Genomic DNA, 17,676 nt, shown 5'->3' on the forward strand with positions numbered 1-17,676 from the left:
GGGTGCGCTTGGGCTTCTCCTCGGCGGGAGCCTCAACCGCGTCCACGGCGGCGACGGCCTTCTTCGCGGTACGGGTCCGCTTCGGCTTGGCCTCGGCTTCCTCGGTCACCGCCGGGGCGGCGGCCTTGGCGGTGCGGGTGCGCTTGGGCTTGGCCTCGGCCTCGCCGTCCACGGCGGCCACGGCCTTCTTGGCGGCGGTGCGGGTGCGCTTGGGCTTCTCCTCGGCGGGAGCCTCAACCGCGTCCACGGCGGCGACGGCCTTCTTCGCGGTACGGGTCCGCTTCGGCTTGGCCTCGGCCTCGTCGGCCACCGCCGGGGCGGCCGCCTTGGCGGTACGGGTCCGCTTGGGCTTCTCCTCGGCAGGGGCCTCGACCGTCTCCACGGCCGCGACGGCCTTCTTGGCGGCGGCGCGGGTGCGCTTCGGCTTCTCCTCGGCGGGAGCCTCAACCGCGTCCACGGCGGCCGCGACGGCCTTCTTCGTGGTACGGGTCCGCTTGGGCTTCTCCTCGGCGACGACCTCGGCCGCCTCCACGGTCTCCACGACCGCGACGGCCTTCTTGGCCGTACGCGTGCGAGTCCGCTTCGGCTTGGCCTCGGCGGCGACCTCGGCCACCTGCACGGCCTCGACCGTGGCCTCGATCACGGCAGCGACCGGCTGCGCCTGGGGCACCACCGTCTCGACCGGCGTGACCGCGGCAACCGGTGCCGCCGTCGCACCACCGCGCGTCCGCCGGCGGCGGCGCGGGCGGGCCGGGGTCTCCGGAGCCGTGGTGGCGGGGACGGCCTCGGCGGGAGCCGACGCGGCCGGGGCCGCGGCGTCCAGCGTGCGCCCGGAGCGGGTGCGGCGGCGCTGGCGCGGAGTGCGGGTGCGCTCCGGACGCTCCTCGGTCACGGCCGGACCGGAGGACCGGCGGCCACGGCCGCCCCGGCCCTGCCCGCCCGGCTCGCCGAGGTCCTCGATCTCCTCGGCCGCCAGCCCGGCGCGGGTGCGCTCCGAGCGCGGCAGGATGCCCTTGGTGCCGGCCGGGATGTTCAGCAGCTCGTAGAGGTGCGGCGAGGTGGAGTAGGTCTCCTCCGGCTCGTCGAAGTCCAGGTCCAGCGCCTTGTTGATCAGCTTCCAGCGCGGGATGTCGTCCCAGTCGACCAGCGTGACCGCGGTACCGGACTTGCCCGCCCGGCCGGTGCGGCCGATGCGGTGCAGATAGGTCTTCTCGTCCTCGGGGGACTGGTAGTTGATGACATGGGTGACGTTGTCCACGTCGATGCCGCGCGCCGCGACATCGGTGCAGACCAGCACGTCCACCTTGCCGTTGCGGAAGGCCCGCAGGGCCTGCTCGCGGGCACCCTGGCCCAGGTCGCCGTGGACCGCGCCGGCCGCGAAGCCGCGCCGGGTCAGCTGCTCGGCGATGTCGGCCGCGGTCCGCTTGGTGCGGCAGAAGATCATGGCCAGGGCGCGGCCCTCGGCCTGCAGGATCCGGGCGACCATCTCCGGCTTGTCCATGGAGTGGGCGCGCAGGACGTGCTGGGCGATGTGCGCGTGGGTCTGGCCGGAGTCGTCCGGCTCGGTGGCCCGGATATGCGTCGGCTGCGACATATAGCGGCGGGCCAGCGAGATCACCGCGCCCGGCATGGTGGCCGAGAACAGCATCGTCTGCCGCTTGGCGGGCAGCATGGTGATGATGCGCTCCACGTCCGGCAGGAAGCCGAGGTCGAGCATCTCGTCGGCCTCGTCCAGCACCAGTGCCTTGACGTGGGCCAGGCTCAGCTTCTTCTGGCCGGCCAGGTCCAGCAGCCGGCCGGGGGTGCCGACAATCACGTCGACGCCCTTCTTGAGCGCCTCGACCTGGGGCTCATAGGCCCGGCCACCGTAGATCGCCTGGACCCGGACATTGCGCACCTTGCCCGCGGTGAGCAGGTCATTGGTGACCTGCTGGCACAGCTCACGAGTGGGGACGACCACCAGCGCCTGCGGGGCGTCGGTCAGCTGCTCCGGCTTGGCCCGGCCCGCCTCGACGTCGGCGGGCACCACCACACGCTCCAGCAGCGGCAGTCCGAAGCCCAGCGTCTTTCCGGTACCGGTCTTGGCCTGGCCGATGACATCGGAGCCGGCGAGGGCGACCGGGAGCGTCATCTCCTGGATGGGGAAGGGGTGGACGATGCCGACGGCCTCAAGCGCTTCGGCGATCTCGGGCAGGATCCCGAGGTCCCGGAAAGTGGTCGGAGTCTGCGAGGTGTTGGAGGTTTTCAGGGGTTTGCCTCTTCTTGTGAGACGCGGCGCGAAGCGGCGAAGGGGGTCATACGGGTACGTACGTACCGCGCCGGATTACGCGTCGGCCTGGGGGCCGGGTGGCGCGGGACCACTGCCTTCACACGGGCATTCGTGCCGCGAGCGGATCCCTCCTGGCATGCGGACGTCTCGTCCGCAGGGCGTGGAGGGCGGTCGGTTTTGTGGAAGCCGATCGGGCCACCGACCGGGCATCCGCTGGCACTCCAGGGAATCGCTCCCAGAAGAACCGGCATGGGTGCGGCCTGCCGAATACCCGGCGGGCCACATAGCACTGTACCCCGGAAAGCCGCATCCGTGCCCCGACGGAACGTGACCGTTACCGGAGCCCGCTGGCTGACCAGGCATTTCGGGGCGGGACAGGGCGGGCTATCGTTCGGTTCATGGAGACGCCCGACAAGGCCACCGAGCCCGCAGAAGAGCACACCGGAATCGCCGCCCAGAACTGGGATCAGGCATCCGCCGACCCGCAGTACCGGGCCGCCGTAGTGGATCTGCTCGGCGCCCTCGCCTATGGCGAGCTCGCCGCCTTCGAGCGGCTCGCGGAGGACGCCAAGCTGGCGCCCACGCTGGACGACAAGGCCGCCCTGGCCAGGATGGCCGCCGCCGAGTTCCAGCACTTCGAGCGGCTGCGCGACCGGCTGGCCGCGATCGACGTCGAGCCGGTGGGGGCCATGGAGCCGTTTGCCGCCGCGCTGGATGAGTTCCACCGCCAGACCGCACCCTCGGACTGGCTGGAGGGCCTGGTCAAGGCGTATGTGGGCGACTCGATCGCCAGTGACTTCTACCGGGAGGTCGCCGCCCGGCTGGACTCCGACACCCGCGCCCTGGTGCTGACCGTGCTGGATGACACCGGCCACACCAGCTTCGCGGTCGAGAAGGTCCGGGCCGCCATCGAGGCCGAGCCCCGGGTCGGCGGCCGGCTGGCGCTGTGGGCCCGGCGGCTGATGGGCGAGGCGCTCTCCCAGGCGCAGCGAGTGGTGGCCGACCGGGACGCGCTGTCCACCATGCTGGTCGGCGGGGTGGCCGACGGCTTCGACCTGGCGGAGGTCGGCAAGATGTTCTCCCGGATCACCGAGGCGCACACCAAGCGGATGGCCGCCCTCGGACTGGCGGCCTGACCCGAGCACTCCGGCTCGCACCGGGGTCCCCGAGAGGCCCGCTCACGCCGTCGCTGACCGGCGGGGCGGGCCTGACGGCCGCAGCAGCAGCGACAGCAGGGTGCCGCCGACCACCAGCGACCCCACCAGGGTGGCCAGGGCGTGACCGGGGCCGAGCACGGAATGGGTGAGCAGGGCGCCGAACAGCCCGGCGGCCGGCCCCGTGGCCAGGGCGAGCGCACCAGAGCGGAAGCGTCCGAAACGGGCGGGCAGCCAGCGCAGCGCGCCGGAGGCGACGGCGAGGCCGATGAGGACCGACCCGAGCGCTTCCCAGAGGATCATGGTGGTTCCCTCCCATGCGATGCCGAGAAGCGGATGCGATTCGGCCGATGGCGGTCTTACCCCACGTCTCCACCGGGCAACCCTCACCGGCTCCGGGGACGGCAACGGCGGGGCCCGGGTGAACTCGCCACCCGGGCCCCGCCGTTGTCATCAGCTGCCATCAGCGATGACTGCTGCTCAGATCGTGGTGAAGCCGACCCTGCGGACGGTGGGCTTGCCGATCTCGACATAGGCCAGCTTCTCGGACGGGACCAGGACCCGGCGTCCGTCTTCGTCCGTCAGGCTGAGCAGCGGTGCCTTGCCGGCGAGGGCCTCGGACACCAGGCGCTCCACCTCTTCGGTGGCCTGCCCGGTCTCCAGAACGATCTCGCGGGGCGTGTGCTGCACGCCGATCTTGACCTCCACGGCTACTGTCCCTCCGATGGTGTGCGGTCCCCCATGGCGTAGCCCCAGGGGAGGGGTGCGCGGCCGACCGCGCCGTACGTTTCACACATTAGCCCGGCGTGGCCGCCGGTCAGTGCTCCGGGCCGCTCTTGGGGAAGCCCGCCAGACCGCGCCAGGCCAGCGAGGTGATCAGCTGCACCGCGGTGGCCCGTGGCACCGTGCTCTCGCTGGACAGCCAGTAGCGGGCCACCACCTGGGAGACACCGCCCAGGCCCACTGCCAGCAGCATGGCCTCCTCCTTGGCCAGCCCGGTGTCCTCGGCGATGACCGCGCTGATCGCCTCGGCGCAGGCCAGCGAGACCCGGTCCACCCGCTCGCGGACGGCGGGCTCATTGGTCAGGTCGGACTCGAAGACCAGGCGGAAGGCGCCGCCCTCGTCCTCCACATAGGCGAAGTAGGCGTCCATGGTGGCCGCCACCCGCTGCTTGTTGTCATTGGTGGAGGCCAGTGCGGTGCGCACCGCCTGCAGCAGGTTGTCGCAGTGCTGGTCCAGCAGGGCCAGATAGAGGTCCAGCTTGCCCGGGAAGTGCTGGTAGAGCACGGGCTTGCTGACCCCCGCGCGCTCGGCGATGTCATCCATCGCCGCGGCGTGGTACCCCTGCGCCACAAAGACCTCCTGGGCGGCGCCCAGGAGCTGGTTGCGTCGGGCTCGGCGCGGCAGGCGCGTGCCCCGGGGGCGCGCCTCGGTCTGCTCGATGGCTGTCACGCCGCCTCCCATGATTGTTCCCTGTACGGCGAGCACCGCGTTCGCCATCGTACTTTTGGGTAACCGGCCGTCGCCTGGCCGTAGGGGAGAATTTCATCCGGCGGACGCTGTGGGAAGCCCACAAATATCCGACAATTTCCGCAGGTCACCACAGATCGCCCCCGTTCCCCCGGATCAGCGGTAGTCGTCCTCGTCCAGCTCCACGACGCGGGCCTGCTCCGCACGGTCCGCCTCGTTGGCCGGATAGCTGTCCAGGGGGGTCAGCGGATCGTCGCGGTCGGGTGCCAGCTCCGCGTGCTGCTCCGCGGCGTCGGCCTCGGGTGCCTCGACATCGAACTCCATGGCGTCGCCTTCGTCCTCGGTGATGTCGTCTTCGAAGGTGTCAGGGTTGGTCGGATCGACGGGCATGCTGGATGTCCCCTTCCGCGCGTGTCCCTCTGCCTTCCGGGTGCCTTCCGGGAAGAGCGCCCACTGCTCCTGCCTACGAGCCTAGGAGACCCGGCCCCGCGCCGCCAGGTGATCTGTGACCGCCGCCACAGGCATTTCCGGCGTGATCGTCTCGTAACATTGCCGCATGTCCGAGACCGAGTCCCTGGGCGCCCATGCCGTGCCGATGGTGCCGTCCATGCCCTTCGCGCAGCTCAGCGCGGGGGAGGAGCGGCGCACGGTGACCCTCCCGGGGGTCACGCTGACGGTGCGCCGCCGGCCGGGCGCCGAGCCCGGACTGCCGCCCGCTCTCTTCGTCCACGGTCTGGGCGGCTCGTCCAGCAACTGGACGCCGCTGATGGCGCGGCTGGCCGACGCGGTCGACGGAGAGGCACTGGACCTGCCGGGCTTCGGCGACGCGCCGCCGCCGGACGACGGCGACCACTCCATCACCGCCTACGCCCGGGTGGTCATCCGTTATCTGGACGCCGCCGGCCGCGGCCCCGTGCACCTCTTCGGCAACTCCATGGGCGGCGCCATCGTCACCCGGGTCGCCGCCGTCCGCCCGGACCTGGTGCGCACCGTCACCCTGGTCTCGCCCGCCCTGCCGGATCTGCGGCTGCAGCGCACCGCGCTGCCCACCGCGCTGATGGCGATGCCCGGTGTGGTGCCGCTGTTCGCCCGGCTGACCAGGGACTGGACCCCCGAGCAGCGCACCGCCGCGATACTGGCGCTCTGCTACGGCGACCCCGCCCGGGCCACCCAGGAGCAGTTCGACACCGCGGTCGAGGAGTACCGGCGACGGCTGGCGCAGCCCTACTGCTGGGATGTGATGGCCCGCTCGGTACGCGGCCTGGTGGACGCCTACACCCTTGGCGGCCAGCACTCGCTGTGGCGTCAGGCCGAGCGGGTGCTTGCCCCTACCCTGCTGGTGTACGGAATGCGCGACCAGCTTGTCTCCGTCCGTACGGCCCGCCGAGCGAGCGCCGCCTTCCGCGACTCGCGGCTGGTCGTGCTGGTGGGTGCGGGCCATGTCGCGATGATGGAGGACCCGGACGCGGTGGCCCGCGCCTTCCGGGATCTCCTCACGGACACCGCCAAGACGTCTGAACGGAGCGCCTCGCCTCGTGGGTAAACACAGCGCACGCGCCCCCCAGGCCGCTCCCGCACCCCCCGCGGACCGGCCCGGGACCGTGACCGGCTGGGCCGTCATCGGCCCCCAGCGCGGCCAGACCGCGCCTGCCGCCGCACCGGTGCCGTCGCCCCGCCGGGAGGCCGCGTCCTCACACCGTGGCGGCGGTGGCCGGGCGCGCACCGTCACCGGCGTCGCGGCCGCGGTGGTCACGGCCGTGCTGGCCGTGGTGGTGGCCGGCCAGGTCGAGGACGGTACGGACACCAAGGCTCAGGCCAGCACCGCCGACGTGGACGGCCACTCCGCCCCCCAGAAGGCCTCCCGCTCCGACAGCCGCCCAACACCGGACGGCGGGGTCCGGGCCCCCGCGAGCTTTGAGCAGAAGATGGCGCTGCGCTACCCGCTGGACGCCAAGGCAAAAGCCTCGGGTGATTTCGAGACCGTGGGCGGCCATGACCAAGCCCCCGGTAAGGGTGAAGTTCTCCGTTACCGCGTTGACGTGGAGAAGGGCCTGCCGCTGGACGGTGCCCTGTTCGCCGAGGCCGTCCACAAGACGCTGAACGACGACCGCAGTTGGGGGCATGGCGGCCGACGTACGTTCGAACGGGTCTCGTCCGGCCATGCGGACTTCGCCGTCACCCTGGCCAGCCCGGGCACGACGGCCTCCTGGTGCGCCAAGTCCGGCCTGGACACGACCGAGGACAATGTCTCCTGCGACTCGGCGGCGACCGATCGCGTGATGATCAACGCCTACCGCTGGGCGCAGGGTTCTCCGACATTCGGCGACCAGATGCTGGCCTACCGCCAGATGCTGATCAACCACGAGGTGGGGCACCGGCTGGGCCACGACCATGAGACCTGCCCCAAGGCGGGGGCGCTGGCGCCGGTGATGATGCAGCAGACGAAGTTCTTGGCCACGGATGGGGTTACTTGCCGGCCCAATCCTTGGCCGTTCCCTGGGTAGTTGGCTCACCGCCAGTCACAGCTCTTTCATCTCGCAACTCGAACCACACCCGCTTCCCCACGAGTTGCAGCTCGTCCCAGTCCCAGCTGACCCCGGACGCGTGCGCGAGGCCGCGCACGAGCGCCAGCCCGCGACCGCTCTCCTCGTCATCCCGGGCCTGCCGGGGCCAGGGGAGGCGACGGGTGTTGTCGTCGCAAACGGCCACGACGACGGCGGACGCGGTGGCCGTCAACTCAATGCGCAGGCTTTCCACTCCGGCGTGCTGGACGGTGTTGGTGACGGCGTCGGAGACGCACACGCAAGCGTCATCACGCAGGCTGAGATGCCCGGTTGCTTCGAGTGCGCCAGCGACGAACCGCCTTGCGAGCAGGGGCGTACTGCAGTTCGCTGGGGCGGTCAACTCATAGTGAGACTGCGCCGTTTCTTCGCAGATGGTGCTCGCGGCAGTGATCAATGCTGTGCCCATGGAGGTCTCCCAACGCGATACCCGATGGTCAGCACTCTCATGACCGCCCGTGGTACGGCCCGCCACGAATCAACACTCTTGCAGCAGGCGGCACTTCGAGCCCTATCGGCAATGAGGTGCGCAGCGTGAGCAGACCACACCCAGCGGCCGTAGCACCAGTTCTACAGCTGAGGTAAACCCGTTGGAGTGGTGTGTCGCTCACCTGCCCAACGTGGCAGCATGGGACCACCCGTGAGGAGGCAGGACGCAAGTGCCACCGAGACCAGCACCAACCGCACGGCAACAGCGACTTGGCGCCGAACTGCGCAAGCTGCGCGAGCACGCCGCAATGACGGCACCGCAAGCTGCGAAACACCTCGGCACCAACCGAACCGGCATCAGCAACATCGAAGCCGGCCGCTTCGGGGTGAGCGCAGAACGCGTCAGAGCGCTGGCTCGCATCTATGGCTGCGAAGACCGGTCCTACGTGAACGCGTTGGCTGCCATGGCCGAAGAGCGGACAAGGGGGTGGTGGGAGGAATATCGCGGCTCCATCCCAGTGGGTGCCCTGGATGTGGCCGAGCTCGAGCACCATGCCCATCGAATTCGCACCATCCAAATTATGCACATGCCCGGCCTTCTCCAGACCGAGGACTATGCCAAAGCTGTCCTTGCCACGGCTGTGCCCTCACCAGCACCGGCAGAACTCCGACGCAGGTTGTCTTTCCGTATGCGGCGACGCGATGTTTTGGACAAGGAGAGCGCGCCCATCTGTACATTCCTAATTCACGAGGCTGCGATGCGCATGCAATTCGGCGGCCCAAAGGTTGCTCGCCGTCAACTTGCCCATGTGTTGGAGGCCACGGAGCGGGACAACGTCGCGGTACGTGCGATCCCCTTTATTGCAGGCGGATTTCCTAATGCTGGCATTTCAACGCTCTATGCGGCTGGACCGGTTGTGCAACTGGACACGGTCCACCTTGATGTCGCCCACGGAAGCGCGTTGTTGGATGCCGATACGCAGCTGACGAACTACAGGGACATCCTGGACCGCACCGAAGAGGTGTCGCTTAGCATCGAAGGCACACATGCTCTAATGCTGGAAATCATCAAGAAGCTATAAAGGTGTAGTATGTCAGATATAGCCTGGCAAAAGTCATCGTTCTCTACAGATGGGAATGAGTGTATAGAGCTAGCACGAAAAGGGCGGAAGATACTCGTTCGCGAGAGCGCCTGTGCGCGCGTGATCTTATACTGCACACCTCTCGCGTTCCGACGTCTTTTGGAACGCGTCGGAACTAATACCGATCCGCACGTCTAGAAGGTCCTTCTCTTCGCGGTTGACCGGTCAATCACATGAAGCCGATCGAGGCTCTGAAGCGCAAGAGAGGGAAGTGGCCTGTCGTCTACGGTGACGGTTGCCTAGAAGTGTGAGTGCGGGTTGGTCATCTGGTTTGGGTGGCCGCGTTATCAGCGGTGTGGATTGGGTGTGGCGGTAGCAGCCCATTGCTGGGCTGCTGACAAATGCTTGACTGGCGCCGTCCTTGGCTTCTTTCGAGGCCAGGAGGGCTAGTTACCAACGGCGCCCTGTGGTGCTACCTCGGCAGCGGAAAGCGAATGCCGCGCCTGCTGTATTCTCCCCGCAAGCTGGACTGTACGTCCGGGTAAAGAGATCTGAATGCGTCGCCATCAATAGCTCTGGAGCGGATCCAAACTGCCGCAAGCGCAATTCCCAACTCGTAGCTGGCAACCAACTCCAGCTCCTCGTCGTGCGCCGAGGCAACTATCGCCCTGTCGGCCCGCTCATCTTCCCAGCGGGTAAGATCGATCAAAGCGTTGAGTCGCCAAGTAGGGTTTGCGTCAGGAGTTGCTAGATGGTCTCTCAGGATATCGGCCCGCGAATCCCATGTAAGGGGATTGCGGTTTAGAAGTGCGTCAACGAACTCCTGCGGTGGCGCGTATCGATGAAGCTCGACATAGTGACACACGAGTGCCGGAGCAGAGTAAGTCTCACCGCTGTCCGCGTAAACGTGAATTTCTCCATTGCCTACCGCTGGGATGGAGCCTGAGCAGAATTCACACTCATGGGTCCCGAGCTGCATGGTTCTAATTAGTCGTGTCTCGTCTTTCAGGCGTTGAGAAACGAGATCGTCGACTTCGACCAATTGGTTCTGCAGTCCGTACTTCGTACCCAGCCAGCCGATGTTCTTCATCGGAAACGGGGTGTCGCCGTAACAGTACGGGGATAGATCTCGATATTCAGCCATTCCCAAATCCAGGACGTCGACAAGCTACCCAATGACAATCACCCATCCCTGGCTTGAGTATATCACTCAGCAGAGTCGGCTCGTCCACTACGATGGAGCCCTCCCGGTATTTTAGCGGGAGGCCCGTCTGCGGGTGCCTTCCTAGTGGTGACAAAGTGTAGTTAGGGACGGTGTCACCAGGACCGAACATTTCCTCATATGGAACCCTTGGTCCGCCTGGGCCGGCGATTCTCAAGCCCACCAGCTGGTCGAGTGCCTTTCCGTCCTTAACGTACATATAAAGCTTTGTTCCTTCAGGCATTTCGAAGGTTCCGTCTCCGCGGTATCCGCCGTGGCCATGGATTACTGTGCTGCCATCGTCACGCAGCCCTGGAATTGCCTGAGCGCCGCCCGCTCGTTCGGGTTTGTCCAAGGAGAGCTCGACGTCACCCGAATCTTCAGGTGGGCATGGGGCAAGTCCTAGTGGGTCTGACCAGTTGTGTGGGTTGCGGACGTATGTCGCCGGGTTAGGTGCTGGCGTGAGCCCAAGGGGATCTGCTGACGCATACCGCCCGGTTTCCGGGTCGTAATGGCGATGGAAGTTGTAGTGGAGACCTGTTTCTGGGTCAAAATATTGGCCTGGAAAGCGGAGGGGTGTATAGGCACTGCTGTCTGTTGACCAGGCTGTCGCTCCCCAGAGAGTGCTGCGTGTATACCACGCCAACTTCCCTGATTCATCTACCAGTTCTGTAGGGGTGCCGATGAGGTCAGTGATGATGGCGAAGAAGCGGCGATCGATCTCTTGTTGGGGGGCGTTGACTGCAGATATTTTCTCGGTCTGCGTGACGGGGTGAAGGCCATTGTGGTCCCAGGTGAGGGTGACCTGGTTGGGGTGACCAGCTGAAGCGGTGGTTTGTTCGGTGAGGGTTGGCCCGTCCCAAGTGAAGTTGACTTGTTCGGCTATCTCGCCGGTTTCGGTAAGACGTTCTTTAGCTATCCGGCGACCGAGAGGGTCGTAGAGGTAGTGCCAGCGGGAGCCATCGGGAGTGACCACCGCGATCAGGCGGTCTTCGGCATCCCACTCGTAGCGCCAGGTGTCCGGCTTGCGGGACAGACGGGTCTTCTGGCGGAGGACGATGCGGCCCTGATCGTCGTATTCATAGCGGACGTTGCCAGCACGAGTGATACGCGTGCCGGTGTAGGTGCGAGAGCCTTGGGCCTCGGCGCCGGGGTGTTCGGTGGGCCAGGATGCTTCGGTTTGGTTGCCTGCTGAGTCGTAGGCGTAACGCTCCGTCCAACCGGGTGCATTGACTGCGGTGACACGGCCGATGGCATCCAGGTCGAAGGTACGGGTTCCACTGCGGGAGTCGGCGATGCCGGTGAGGTAACCATCGCGGCGATAGGTGTATGCGCGGTCGATGAGTGGAGTGGTCGTCTCGGCGCCGCTGGTTAGGGTCTGGGAGGTGAGGCGGCCGAGAGGGTCCCAGTTGTGGATAAGAGTGGTGTCGTCGCCGAAGTGGCGGGTTATCTCGCGGCCTGCAGCGTCGCGTTCGAGGTTGAAGGTGTGGCCGGAGGCGGTGAGGGAGGTTCGGCGGCCTGCGGCATCGTATGTCCAGGTGCTGGTGGCGCCGCTGGGGGTGATGCGGCGGGTTCGCCGGCCGAGTGCGTCGTAAGCGAAGGTTATGGTGCGGCCGTTGGTTGTCTCGGACTTGACGCGGCCGAGTCGGTCCCGGTGGTAGATGAGGGTGGCGTCGGGGTTGGTTGCTTCGAGGAGGCGGCCGGCGGGGCCATATGTGTAGGTGGTGATGTGGCCGTTGGGGGCGGTTTTGGTGACGACGTGGCCGAGCGCATCGTGCTCGTAAGTAATTGCCTCGCCGAGGGCATTGGAGCGTGAGATCAACTGCCCGTCAGCGTCATGGGTGTAGCTGAGTGTGCGGCCGTCGAAGTCGGTCTCGGAAATCAGGCGACCGACCGGGTCGTAGTCGTACGTCCAGGTCAGACCTTGAGGGTTGGTGACTTGGCGGAGGTTGAGGTCGGTGTCGTGGGTGAACTCGTGACGGACTCCGTCCGGGGTGGTTTGGGCGGTGAGCAGGTCGAAGTGGGTGTACTCGTAGGTGGTGACGCCGCCCAGGGCGTCGGTGTGGCGGATGCAGTTGCCTTCGCCGTCGTAGGTCCAGGTCTCCTCGGAGCCGTCCGCTGAGATGCGGCGGGCGAGCTTGCCCTCGGTGGTCCAGGTCAGGCGAGTGGTGGCGCCGAGAGGGTCGATGATGGTGGTGATGCGGCCGAAGGGGTCCCGGCGATAGGAGGTGACGCCGCCCAGGGGATCGGTGATCTCCATAGGAAGACCTGCGGTGTTGCATGCGATACGCGTGGTGTTGCCCAGGGCGTCGGTAACGGAGGCCGGGTGACCGTACTCGTCGTAGGTGTAGCGGGTCTGGGCGCCTGTGGGGTCGGTGACGGACATGCGGTTGCCCGCTTCATCACATGTCTGGCGCCAGACAGAGCCGTCCGGGCCCTGAGTCTCCTTCGGCTGCCCCATGTCGTCGTGGACGGTGGTTAGTTCGCTGCCATCCGGTCGGACGACCCGGGTCAGTCGGCCATCAGCGTCGTAGGTGAATTCGGTGGTTCGGTCCAGGGCATCGGTCTGCGCGATCAGCCGGTTGTGCCGGTCCCAGCGCGAGCGGGCCACGGCGCCATTCGGGTCGACTTCGGCGACCACCTGCAATACGTCATTGATCAGGTAGCGCGAGGTGTGTCCCAGGGAGCCGGTGACAACCGTGGTGCGCAGGCCGGTTTCCGGGTCGGGCTCACCGTATTCGAAGCGCGACCGCATGTGGCCTTCGGTGCCGGACTGTGCGACGCATCGGTGGAGTTGGTCGTAGACGTAGTCGAACCGGCTGCCGTTGCGGTCCGTCCAGGAAGTGATACGGCCTTCCTGGTCGTAGCCGAACAGGAGTGGGAGGCCAGAGGAGTTGAAGACGTGTGTGAGGTGGCCGTTGGTGTAGCCGTAGCGGATAAGTTCGAGGTCGGAGCCGTCAGTGGCGGCGCCCGCCAAATGGAGCGCGGTGATGCGGCCGGAGTCGGTGGTGATGCGTATGCGGTAGCCGCCGTCGTGGGTGATGGCGGTGGGGGTGCCATCGGCGTCGTATGCGAAGACGATGCGGTGGCCGTTGCGGTCGGTGAGTTCGTCCAGGAGTGCCAACTGGTCGGACTGCGGGGAGAAGTGCCAGGTGCGGCCGGTGAGTGGGTCCGTCACCGTGTAGGTGCCGTCCGTGGCGATGGCTAGTGGCCAGCGCACACCCTTGGTGGGAAGGGTGGGGACGTCTGCAACGGGGTGGGGGTAGGACAGCAGCACGCCGTCTTCGCCGATGAAGATGACGCCTTCGGCGTCGATCTCCAGGCGCTGGTCGGCGGTGCTGGCCCAGCCCGGGCCGAACCACTGTCCTGCACGGTAGGAGGTTTCGAAGTGCCGACGGAAGACGAGCGGTAGAGCGGCGGGCAGGGTGACGTCCGTTTGTGGAAGCAGCATGCGGCCCGTGGCTACATCGACCGGATCCTTTTCGCATGTTTTGGCCGCAGGGCTGCGCGATAGGTCATTCGGGTTGTCGTTGAGGTGTCCGCGCGCCGCGTTTTGGGCGCCGCGCTCGGCCCCTTCCTCCGCCCCCCGCTTGGCCGCGCTCATCGCCCCGCGTTCGGCGGCCGCGGCCTCACCCCCGCCCGTGAGCATCAACAGTGCGTTGCCGAAGAGGCGGCCGCCCGACTGGGACGGGTCGGAGCTCCAGCCGTCGCCCAGCAGGGCCTTGGGGAGGCGTTCGGGGTGGGAGGCCATGGAGAGCAGGCCGGCCGACATGGTGCTCAGGCCGTCCAGGTACATGGCGGGGTGCGTCATGTTGTACGGGTCAAGCGGGTTGACCATGCGGGACATCTTGACCAGGTCGGTGCCCGCGCGGAACACACCTCCGCCGAAGTGGAGGAGTTCGAGCTTGCTGCCGTCCTTGGCGTCAAGGAGGTCGGCCTTGAGGCGGTTCTTCATGGACGGCTTGGGCGGGGCGAGTTGGACGGCGGCGTCGATCTTCGACTGGGCCTCGCTGCCGGCGGTGTTGCGTTGTTTGCGGGCCTCGGCCAGCAGGTGCTGGGCCTTTTCCAGGTCGGCCTCGCCCGGGTCGGTGAACGGGGCGGGAACGGGGCCGGGGTCCTCATGGTTGGCGGCTTTGGCCTTGTAGGCGTCGACCTTGTCGTTGTAGTCCTTGCGGGCCTTCTCCGACGCGGCCTTGCCCTGCTTGTAGAGGCGGATCGCCTCCTTGGCCTGGCCCTGGGCCCAGGAGACGGTATGGGCGTACGCCTCCAGCGCGCCGGCCGCCTTCTCGCAGGCGTCTGCGGCCTTGGCCCACTTGCCCGGCTCCGGGGCGAACTTGGCGTCGAAGGCGTCGGCGCCTTCGCCCTTCCACTCGCCGGAGTGGATGCGCTGCAGGCCGGAGTGGACGGAGTTGAAAGAGGTGTGGAAGGTGCGGAGATGCTTTGCCGTGGCGTTGAGCTGTTTGACGTCGCCGTGGATGAGGTCCTTGGGGTCGTCGCTGTCGCCCAGCTGGTGCTCGCCGACATGGGCGCCGAGGTCGGACGCCTTTTCCTCGCCCCAGTGCCGTACCGACTTGGCGGTGTCGTGGGCGCCGACGTCGTCGAGGAGGTCGCCGGTCTTGTCGGTGGACCAGTGGACGGCCTCGCCGAGGTCCTTCTTGCCCTCGTTCCAGAGGCCCTTCGCGCCATGTCCGAGCTTGCTGAAGCCCTTACCGATGTCCATCAGTCATTCCCCTTGATGTCCCGGACGGTGCGGTAGGCCGTGCCGAACGGGGTCGGGCCGCCGGTCTTGGCGCTGTCCTCGAGGTCCTTGCCGGTCTGCGTCCACGTCTGCTCGGCGTGGTGGGCGGCGTCCTTGAAGGACTTGCCGCTGAAGTCCGGGTGCAGGGCGTCATTGACGGGGTTGTCGCCCAGGGTCTGCTTCCAGGACTGGTTTTCGACCTGTTCCTCGGTGAGGTGGGGGTTGCCCATGATGGAGTTGACGCCGACCTTGAGGGTGCCGGAGATGTAGTGGTCGGTTTCGTAGTAGGCGCCCGCGGACAACCCCACCTTCTTGGCGAAGTCGTTGGCGTCGCGCATCAGGCCGCGTACGCCCCATTCCCAGCGGTCGCAGAAGTGGCTGAAGGAGGAGGCCAGGCCGTCATGACCGGTCTCCAGGGCGGACATGGAGAGTTCGCCGAAGCCACGGCCGGTGGCGGATTCACCGACGCCGCCGATGCCCTTGAGCTCGCCCATGGAGTCGCGGATGCCCTTGGTGATGTCGGACAGCGCCTGGGCGTTCGCGTCGAGCTTGCCGTCGCCGCCGCTCATGACGCGTCCTCCTGCTCCATCTCCGCCAGCAGGCGGGCCGCTTCCTCGGGGGTGACGCGCAGGTCGGGGTTGTCCACCGCGCAGGCGTCGGGGACGATGCCCAGCACGGGCGGGAAGAGCATGGGACGCGGGCCGGCGATGTCCAGGGCGACGCCGGCGGGGACGCCGAGGGCCGGGATGGCCACATCGAGGAGGCGGGCGCCGTGGGCGGTGCGGTATTCGATGTCCCGGGGCTCGGTGCCGTCCGGTGTCCGGGCGAGCGCGAAGCGGGCCAGGGCCGCTTCGTCGGTGAAGGCCAGCAGCCAGCAAATGCCGTGCTGGGTCAGGGACATCAGGTCGCCGGAGCCTTCGTGCACGGGTACCAGCACACGGGTGCGGCGGAACTCGCCGACAAGCGCCTTGGGATTGCCCTCCTGGGCGTACAGCGTGGTTAGTTCGTAAGTTAACGACATTTTTTGGTCCCCTCCCCGGTCCGGCAGGTTATCGGGAAGGTGTGACAGCGGAGGAAGAGGGGGCGGCGGTGCGTCGGGTTTCTCTGAGGTGGGTGTCGATGTAGTCGGCGAGAACCCGGCCGTCACGAGGGGAATCGGCCTGGAAAGTGACGCGACGGAGGAGGCTGACCCCGTTGAGCGCGACGCCCTCACGGGCTAGGACGAAAACGAGGGCGAGGAAGGCGGACCGGGCGTTGCCGTCGTCGAAGGGGTGGAAGAAGCAGATGTCGAGGTAGGTGCGTGCGGCGCGGGCGGTCAGGGGGAGGGGGTGTCCGCTGTCCTTTGCGCTCTCGGCCAGGCAGGCGTCGAGGCGGGTGCGGGTGTCCGGGCCGATGCCATAGCGTTCCCGGCCGCCCTTGGCGAAGGCGGGCAGGGTGCGGAACTGCGGTGGCTGTGGGGTGCCCAGGACGTGCTGCTGCCAGCTGCGGAGCAGTTCGAAGTCGAGCGAGGCGCCGCGTGCGGCGTCGGCCCGCAGCAACTCCAGGGCGGTGAGCAGGCCCGCCGCGCGGGCCGGGTCCACGGCGGCGTCGAAAAGGCGGATGTCTTCCGCCGCACCGTCGCGGGAAGGGGCCACGGGATCGTCCCCGCCGCCGTCCGGGGCCTCGTGCCATGGCGTGGACTCGCGTACGGCCAGCCAGCGCTCCAGGTGGTCCGGCGTGGGGGCGGGGGATCGTTGGCCGTCGTCCGGTCGCAGCGAGAGGGCCAGCCGTTCCGCGATGTCGTCGACCAGCACGATGTCGGGGGCGGTCCAGCTTCGGAAGCGCCCGCCGACCGCCTGGTCGACCAGATCCTGTGCGAGGTCGGGGGCGACCCCCCAGCGGCTGAGGTACCAGGTGAGGACTTGGCGGCAGTGCCTGTGCCAGCCGCTGCCGGCGCCGGTGCGGTCGGTCACCTGCAGGATCAGGTTGCGGGCGGTGCGTTCCCACAGGATCCGCTGGTCCTCGATGTCGGCCAGGTCCAGCGGGTACCTCTCGAACCAGTCGGCGAGACTCTCCAGCCACCCGCGCCACTCGCCCAGCGCCGCGACGACCCGGGCGAGGGTCTCCTCAGGGGTGGTGACCGAGTGCTGTGGGCAGCACCAGTTTCCAACCGGCCCGCCGCCGTTGTCCCCTTCGTCGAGTGACCAGCGCCAGCCCACGACCCAGTGGCCATAGCGTCCGACGAGGGCATGGGACATGGCGTCGGCCCACAGTTCGGCCGCCTTGCTGTCGATGTCGGGGAGGTCCGGGCGGCATGGGACGCGCTGGGCCGGTCCAAGCGAGTGCACCACCCGCGCCGCCGAGGCGGCGTCGAAGGGATGACGGTCGGGGTCCACCTCGTCCCAGCTCAGCTCACCAGGGTTCAGATCGAAAAACACCGGTTGAGCCTGCCATGCCTGCCCGGTATGACTTCAAGTGAATTTCCCCAGGTCAGTGGCGTGGGGGAGTATCCCGCGAGCAAGGTTGTGAGACAGTTCGTCCCGCATGGCGAGACACCTTTGCGATGACCCGCAAATTAGTTCAATCTGCTACGCATGTCGCGTCACGCCCACCCCGCCGCCAAGAACGCCAGCATCGAGCTGGCGCTCATCGGTGTGGCCGCGCACGCCGTCGCCGACATTCACTGTCGCTGAACGCCTTCCTCGTTCCCCCGCGCCGCCCCGCCGGGGGCGGTTCGCGACGGCCGAGTACCTCAAGTACACCGTGACGCTCTGATCAACCGCCTTCGCGGG

17 protein-coding genes are annotated in these 17,676 nt (G+C 67.6%); 6 read left to right on the forward strand and 11 right to left on the reverse strand.

Annotated features, from left to right (window positions below):
* Positions 1-2,131: DEAD/DEAH box helicase (locus ACIHFE_RS05555; RefSeq protein WP_400104514.1), on the reverse strand; the 2,131-nt coding region annotated here is incomplete at its 3' end.
* 536 nt (positions 2,132-2,667) lie between these two features.
* On the opposite strand from ACIHFE_RS05555, the gene ACIHFE_RS05560 reads away from it, so the two are divergent.
* Entirely contained in the window at positions 2,668-3,405 is a 738-nt protein-coding gene (locus ACIHFE_RS05560) for a ferritin-like fold-containing protein (protein ID WP_400104515.1), read from the forward strand.
* Between the two features lie 42 nt (positions 3,406-3,447).
* Here the strand turns inward: ACIHFE_RS05560 and ACIHFE_RS05565 are convergent, their stop codons facing one another.
* The 4 genes from ACIHFE_RS05565 to ACIHFE_RS05580 form a co-directional block, all read right to left on the reverse strand.
* Positions 3,448-3,726, reverse strand: coding sequence for a hypothetical protein (locus tag ACIHFE_RS05565; protein WP_400104516.1), 279 nt, complete (start codon positions 3,724-3,726; stop codon positions 3,448-3,450).
* Between the two features lie 177 nt (positions 3,727-3,903).
* The gene (locus tag ACIHFE_RS05570; RefSeq protein ID WP_400104517.1) at positions 3,904-4,131 is read right to left on the reverse strand and encodes a DUF3107 domain-containing protein; all 228 of its coding nucleotides are present in this window, start codon (positions 4,129-4,131) and stop codon (positions 3,904-3,906) included.
* 109 nt (positions 4,132-4,240) lie between these two features.
* Positions 4,241-4,876 (reverse strand): TetR/AcrR family transcriptional regulator, encoded by a 636-nt coding sequence (locus ACIHFE_RS05575; protein WP_400104518.1) that lies wholly within the window; start codon positions 4,874-4,876, stop codon positions 4,241-4,243.
* Between the two features lie 174 nt (positions 4,877-5,050).
* Complete coding sequence (locus ACIHFE_RS05580) at positions 5,051-5,284, reverse strand: hypothetical protein (protein WP_400104519.1); 234 nt, start codon at positions 5,282-5,284, stop codon at positions 5,051-5,053.
* Between the two features lie 166 nt (positions 5,285-5,450).
* Here ACIHFE_RS05580 and ACIHFE_RS05585 point away from each other — a divergent pair, with 166 nt between their 5' ends.
* Entirely contained in the window at positions 5,451-6,437 is a 987-nt protein-coding gene (locus ACIHFE_RS05585) for an alpha/beta fold hydrolase (protein WP_400104520.1), read from the forward strand.
* Positions 6,430-7,398: a DUF3152 domain-containing protein gene (locus ACIHFE_RS05590; protein ID WP_400104521.1), complete on the forward strand. Its 969-nt coding sequence runs from the start codon at positions 6,430-6,432 to the stop codon at positions 7,396-7,398. The genes ACIHFE_RS05585 and ACIHFE_RS05590 overlap by 8 nt, the downstream gene beginning before the upstream one ends.
* Here ACIHFE_RS05590 and ACIHFE_RS05595 read toward each other — a convergent pair.
* Positions 7,361-7,864 carry an ATP-binding protein gene (locus ACIHFE_RS05595; RefSeq protein ID WP_400104522.1) on the reverse strand — a complete coding sequence of 168 codons (504 nt, stop codon included), beginning with the start codon at positions 7,862-7,864 and terminating at the stop codon, positions 7,361-7,363. The two genes, ACIHFE_RS05590 and ACIHFE_RS05595, sit on opposite strands and share 38 nt — an antisense overlap.
* A 250-nt stretch (positions 7,865-8,114) precedes the next feature.
* Here ACIHFE_RS05595 and ACIHFE_RS05600 point away from each other — a divergent pair, with 250 nt between their 5' ends.
* Both ACIHFE_RS05600 and ACIHFE_RS05605 read left to right on the forward strand, forming a co-directional pair.
* Positions 8,115-8,966, forward strand: coding sequence for a Scr1 family TA system antitoxin-like transcriptional regulator (locus ACIHFE_RS05600; protein WP_400104523.1), 852 nt, complete (start codon positions 8,115-8,117; stop codon positions 8,964-8,966).
* 9 nt (positions 8,967-8,975) lie between these two features.
* The gene (locus ACIHFE_RS05605; protein WP_400104524.1) at positions 8,976-9,164 is read left to right on the forward strand and encodes a DUF397 domain-containing protein; all 189 of its coding nucleotides are present in this window, start codon (positions 8,976-8,978) and stop codon (positions 9,162-9,164) included.
* A gap of 274 nt (positions 9,165-9,438) precedes the next feature.
* On the opposite strand, the gene ACIHFE_RS05610 is transcribed toward ACIHFE_RS05605, so the two are convergent.
* The 5 genes from ACIHFE_RS05610 to ACIHFE_RS05630 are packed head-to-tail and all read right to left on the reverse strand — an operon-like array spanning position 9,439 to position 17,322.
* Positions 9,439-10,056, reverse strand: a complete 618-nt coding sequence (locus ACIHFE_RS05610; protein ID WP_400104525.1) for a hypothetical protein — start codon at positions 10,054-10,056, stop codon at positions 9,439-9,441.
* Positions 10,057-10,102: 46 nt separating this feature from the next.
* Positions 10,103-14,887, reverse strand: coding sequence for a putative T7SS-secreted protein (locus ACIHFE_RS05615; protein ID WP_400104526.1), 4,785 nt, complete (start codon positions 14,885-14,887; stop codon positions 10,103-10,105).
* Positions 14,887-15,474: a hypothetical protein gene (locus tag ACIHFE_RS05620; protein WP_400104527.1), complete on the reverse strand. Its 588-nt coding sequence runs from the start codon at positions 15,472-15,474 to the stop codon at positions 14,887-14,889. Before ACIHFE_RS05620 ends, ACIHFE_RS05615 begins: the two co-directional genes overlap by 1 nt.
* Positions 15,471-15,926 carry an SseB family protein gene (locus tag ACIHFE_RS05625; RefSeq protein WP_400104528.1) on the reverse strand — a complete coding sequence of 152 codons (456 nt, stop codon included), beginning with the start codon at positions 15,924-15,926 and terminating at the stop codon, positions 15,471-15,473. The genes ACIHFE_RS05620 and ACIHFE_RS05625 overlap by 4 nt, the downstream gene beginning before the upstream one ends.
* 28 nt (positions 15,927-15,954) lie before the next feature.
* Positions 15,955-17,322, reverse strand: coding sequence for a Fic family protein (locus tag ACIHFE_RS05630; RefSeq protein ID WP_400104529.1), 1,368 nt, complete (start codon positions 17,320-17,322; stop codon positions 15,955-15,957).
* 156 nt (positions 17,323-17,478) lie between these two features.
* Between ACIHFE_RS05630 and ACIHFE_RS05635 the strand changes: the two genes are divergently transcribed.
* Positions 17,479-17,577: an Ms4533A family Cys-rich leader peptide gene (locus tag ACIHFE_RS05635; protein ID WP_400104530.1), complete on the forward strand. Its 99-nt coding sequence runs from the start codon at positions 17,479-17,481 to the stop codon at positions 17,575-17,577.
* The last annotated feature ends 99 nt before the right edge of the window (positions 17,578-17,676 follow it).

The organism is Streptomyces sp. NPDC052396 (genome assembly GCF_044593195.1).
Lineage (GTDB): Bacteria > Actinomycetota > Actinomycetes > Streptomycetales > Streptomycetaceae > Streptomyces.

Bases quoted from the DNA above. Each gene is read 5' to 3' on its own strand.
- ACIHFE_RS05560 (WP_400104515.1), top strand. From the start codon at position 2,668: ATGGAGACGCCCGACAAGGCCACCGAGCCCGCAGAAGAGCACACCGGA.
- ACIHFE_RS05565 (WP_400104516.1), bottom strand. From the start codon at position 3,726: ATGATCCTCTGGGAAGCGCTCGGGTCGGTCCTCATCGGCCTCGCCGTC.
- ACIHFE_RS05580 (WP_400104519.1), bottom strand. From the start codon at position 5,284: ATGCCCGTCGATCCGACCAACCCTGACACCTTCGAAGACGACATCACC.
- ACIHFE_RS05585 (WP_400104520.1), top strand. From the start codon at position 5,451: ATGTCCGAGACCGAGTCCCTGGGCGCCCATGCCGTGCCGATGGTGCCG.
- ACIHFE_RS05595 (WP_400104522.1), bottom strand. From the start codon at position 7,864: ATGGGCACAGCATTGATCACTGCCGCGAGCACCATCTGCGAAGAAACG.
- ACIHFE_RS05605 (WP_400104524.1), top strand. From the start codon at position 8,976: ATGTCAGATATAGCCTGGCAAAAGTCATCGTTCTCTACAGATGGGAAT.
- ACIHFE_RS05610 (WP_400104525.1), bottom strand. From the start codon at position 10,056: ATGAAGAACATCGGCTGGCTGGGTACGAAGTACGGACTGCAGAACCAA.
- ACIHFE_RS05615 (WP_400104526.1), bottom strand. From the start codon at position 14,887: ATGGACATCGGTAAGGGCTTCAGCAAGCTCGGACATGGCGCGAAGGGC.
- ACIHFE_RS05620 (WP_400104527.1), bottom strand. From the start codon at position 15,474: ATGAGCGGCGGCGACGGCAAGCTCGACGCGAACGCCCAGGCGCTGTCC.
- ACIHFE_RS05625 (WP_400104528.1), bottom strand. From the start codon at position 15,926: ATGTCGTTAACTTACGAACTAACCACGCTGTACGCCCAGGAGGGCAAT.
- ACIHFE_RS05635 (WP_400104530.1), top strand. From the start codon at position 17,479: ATGTCGCGTCACGCCCACCCCGCCGCCAAGAACGCCAGCATCGAGCTG.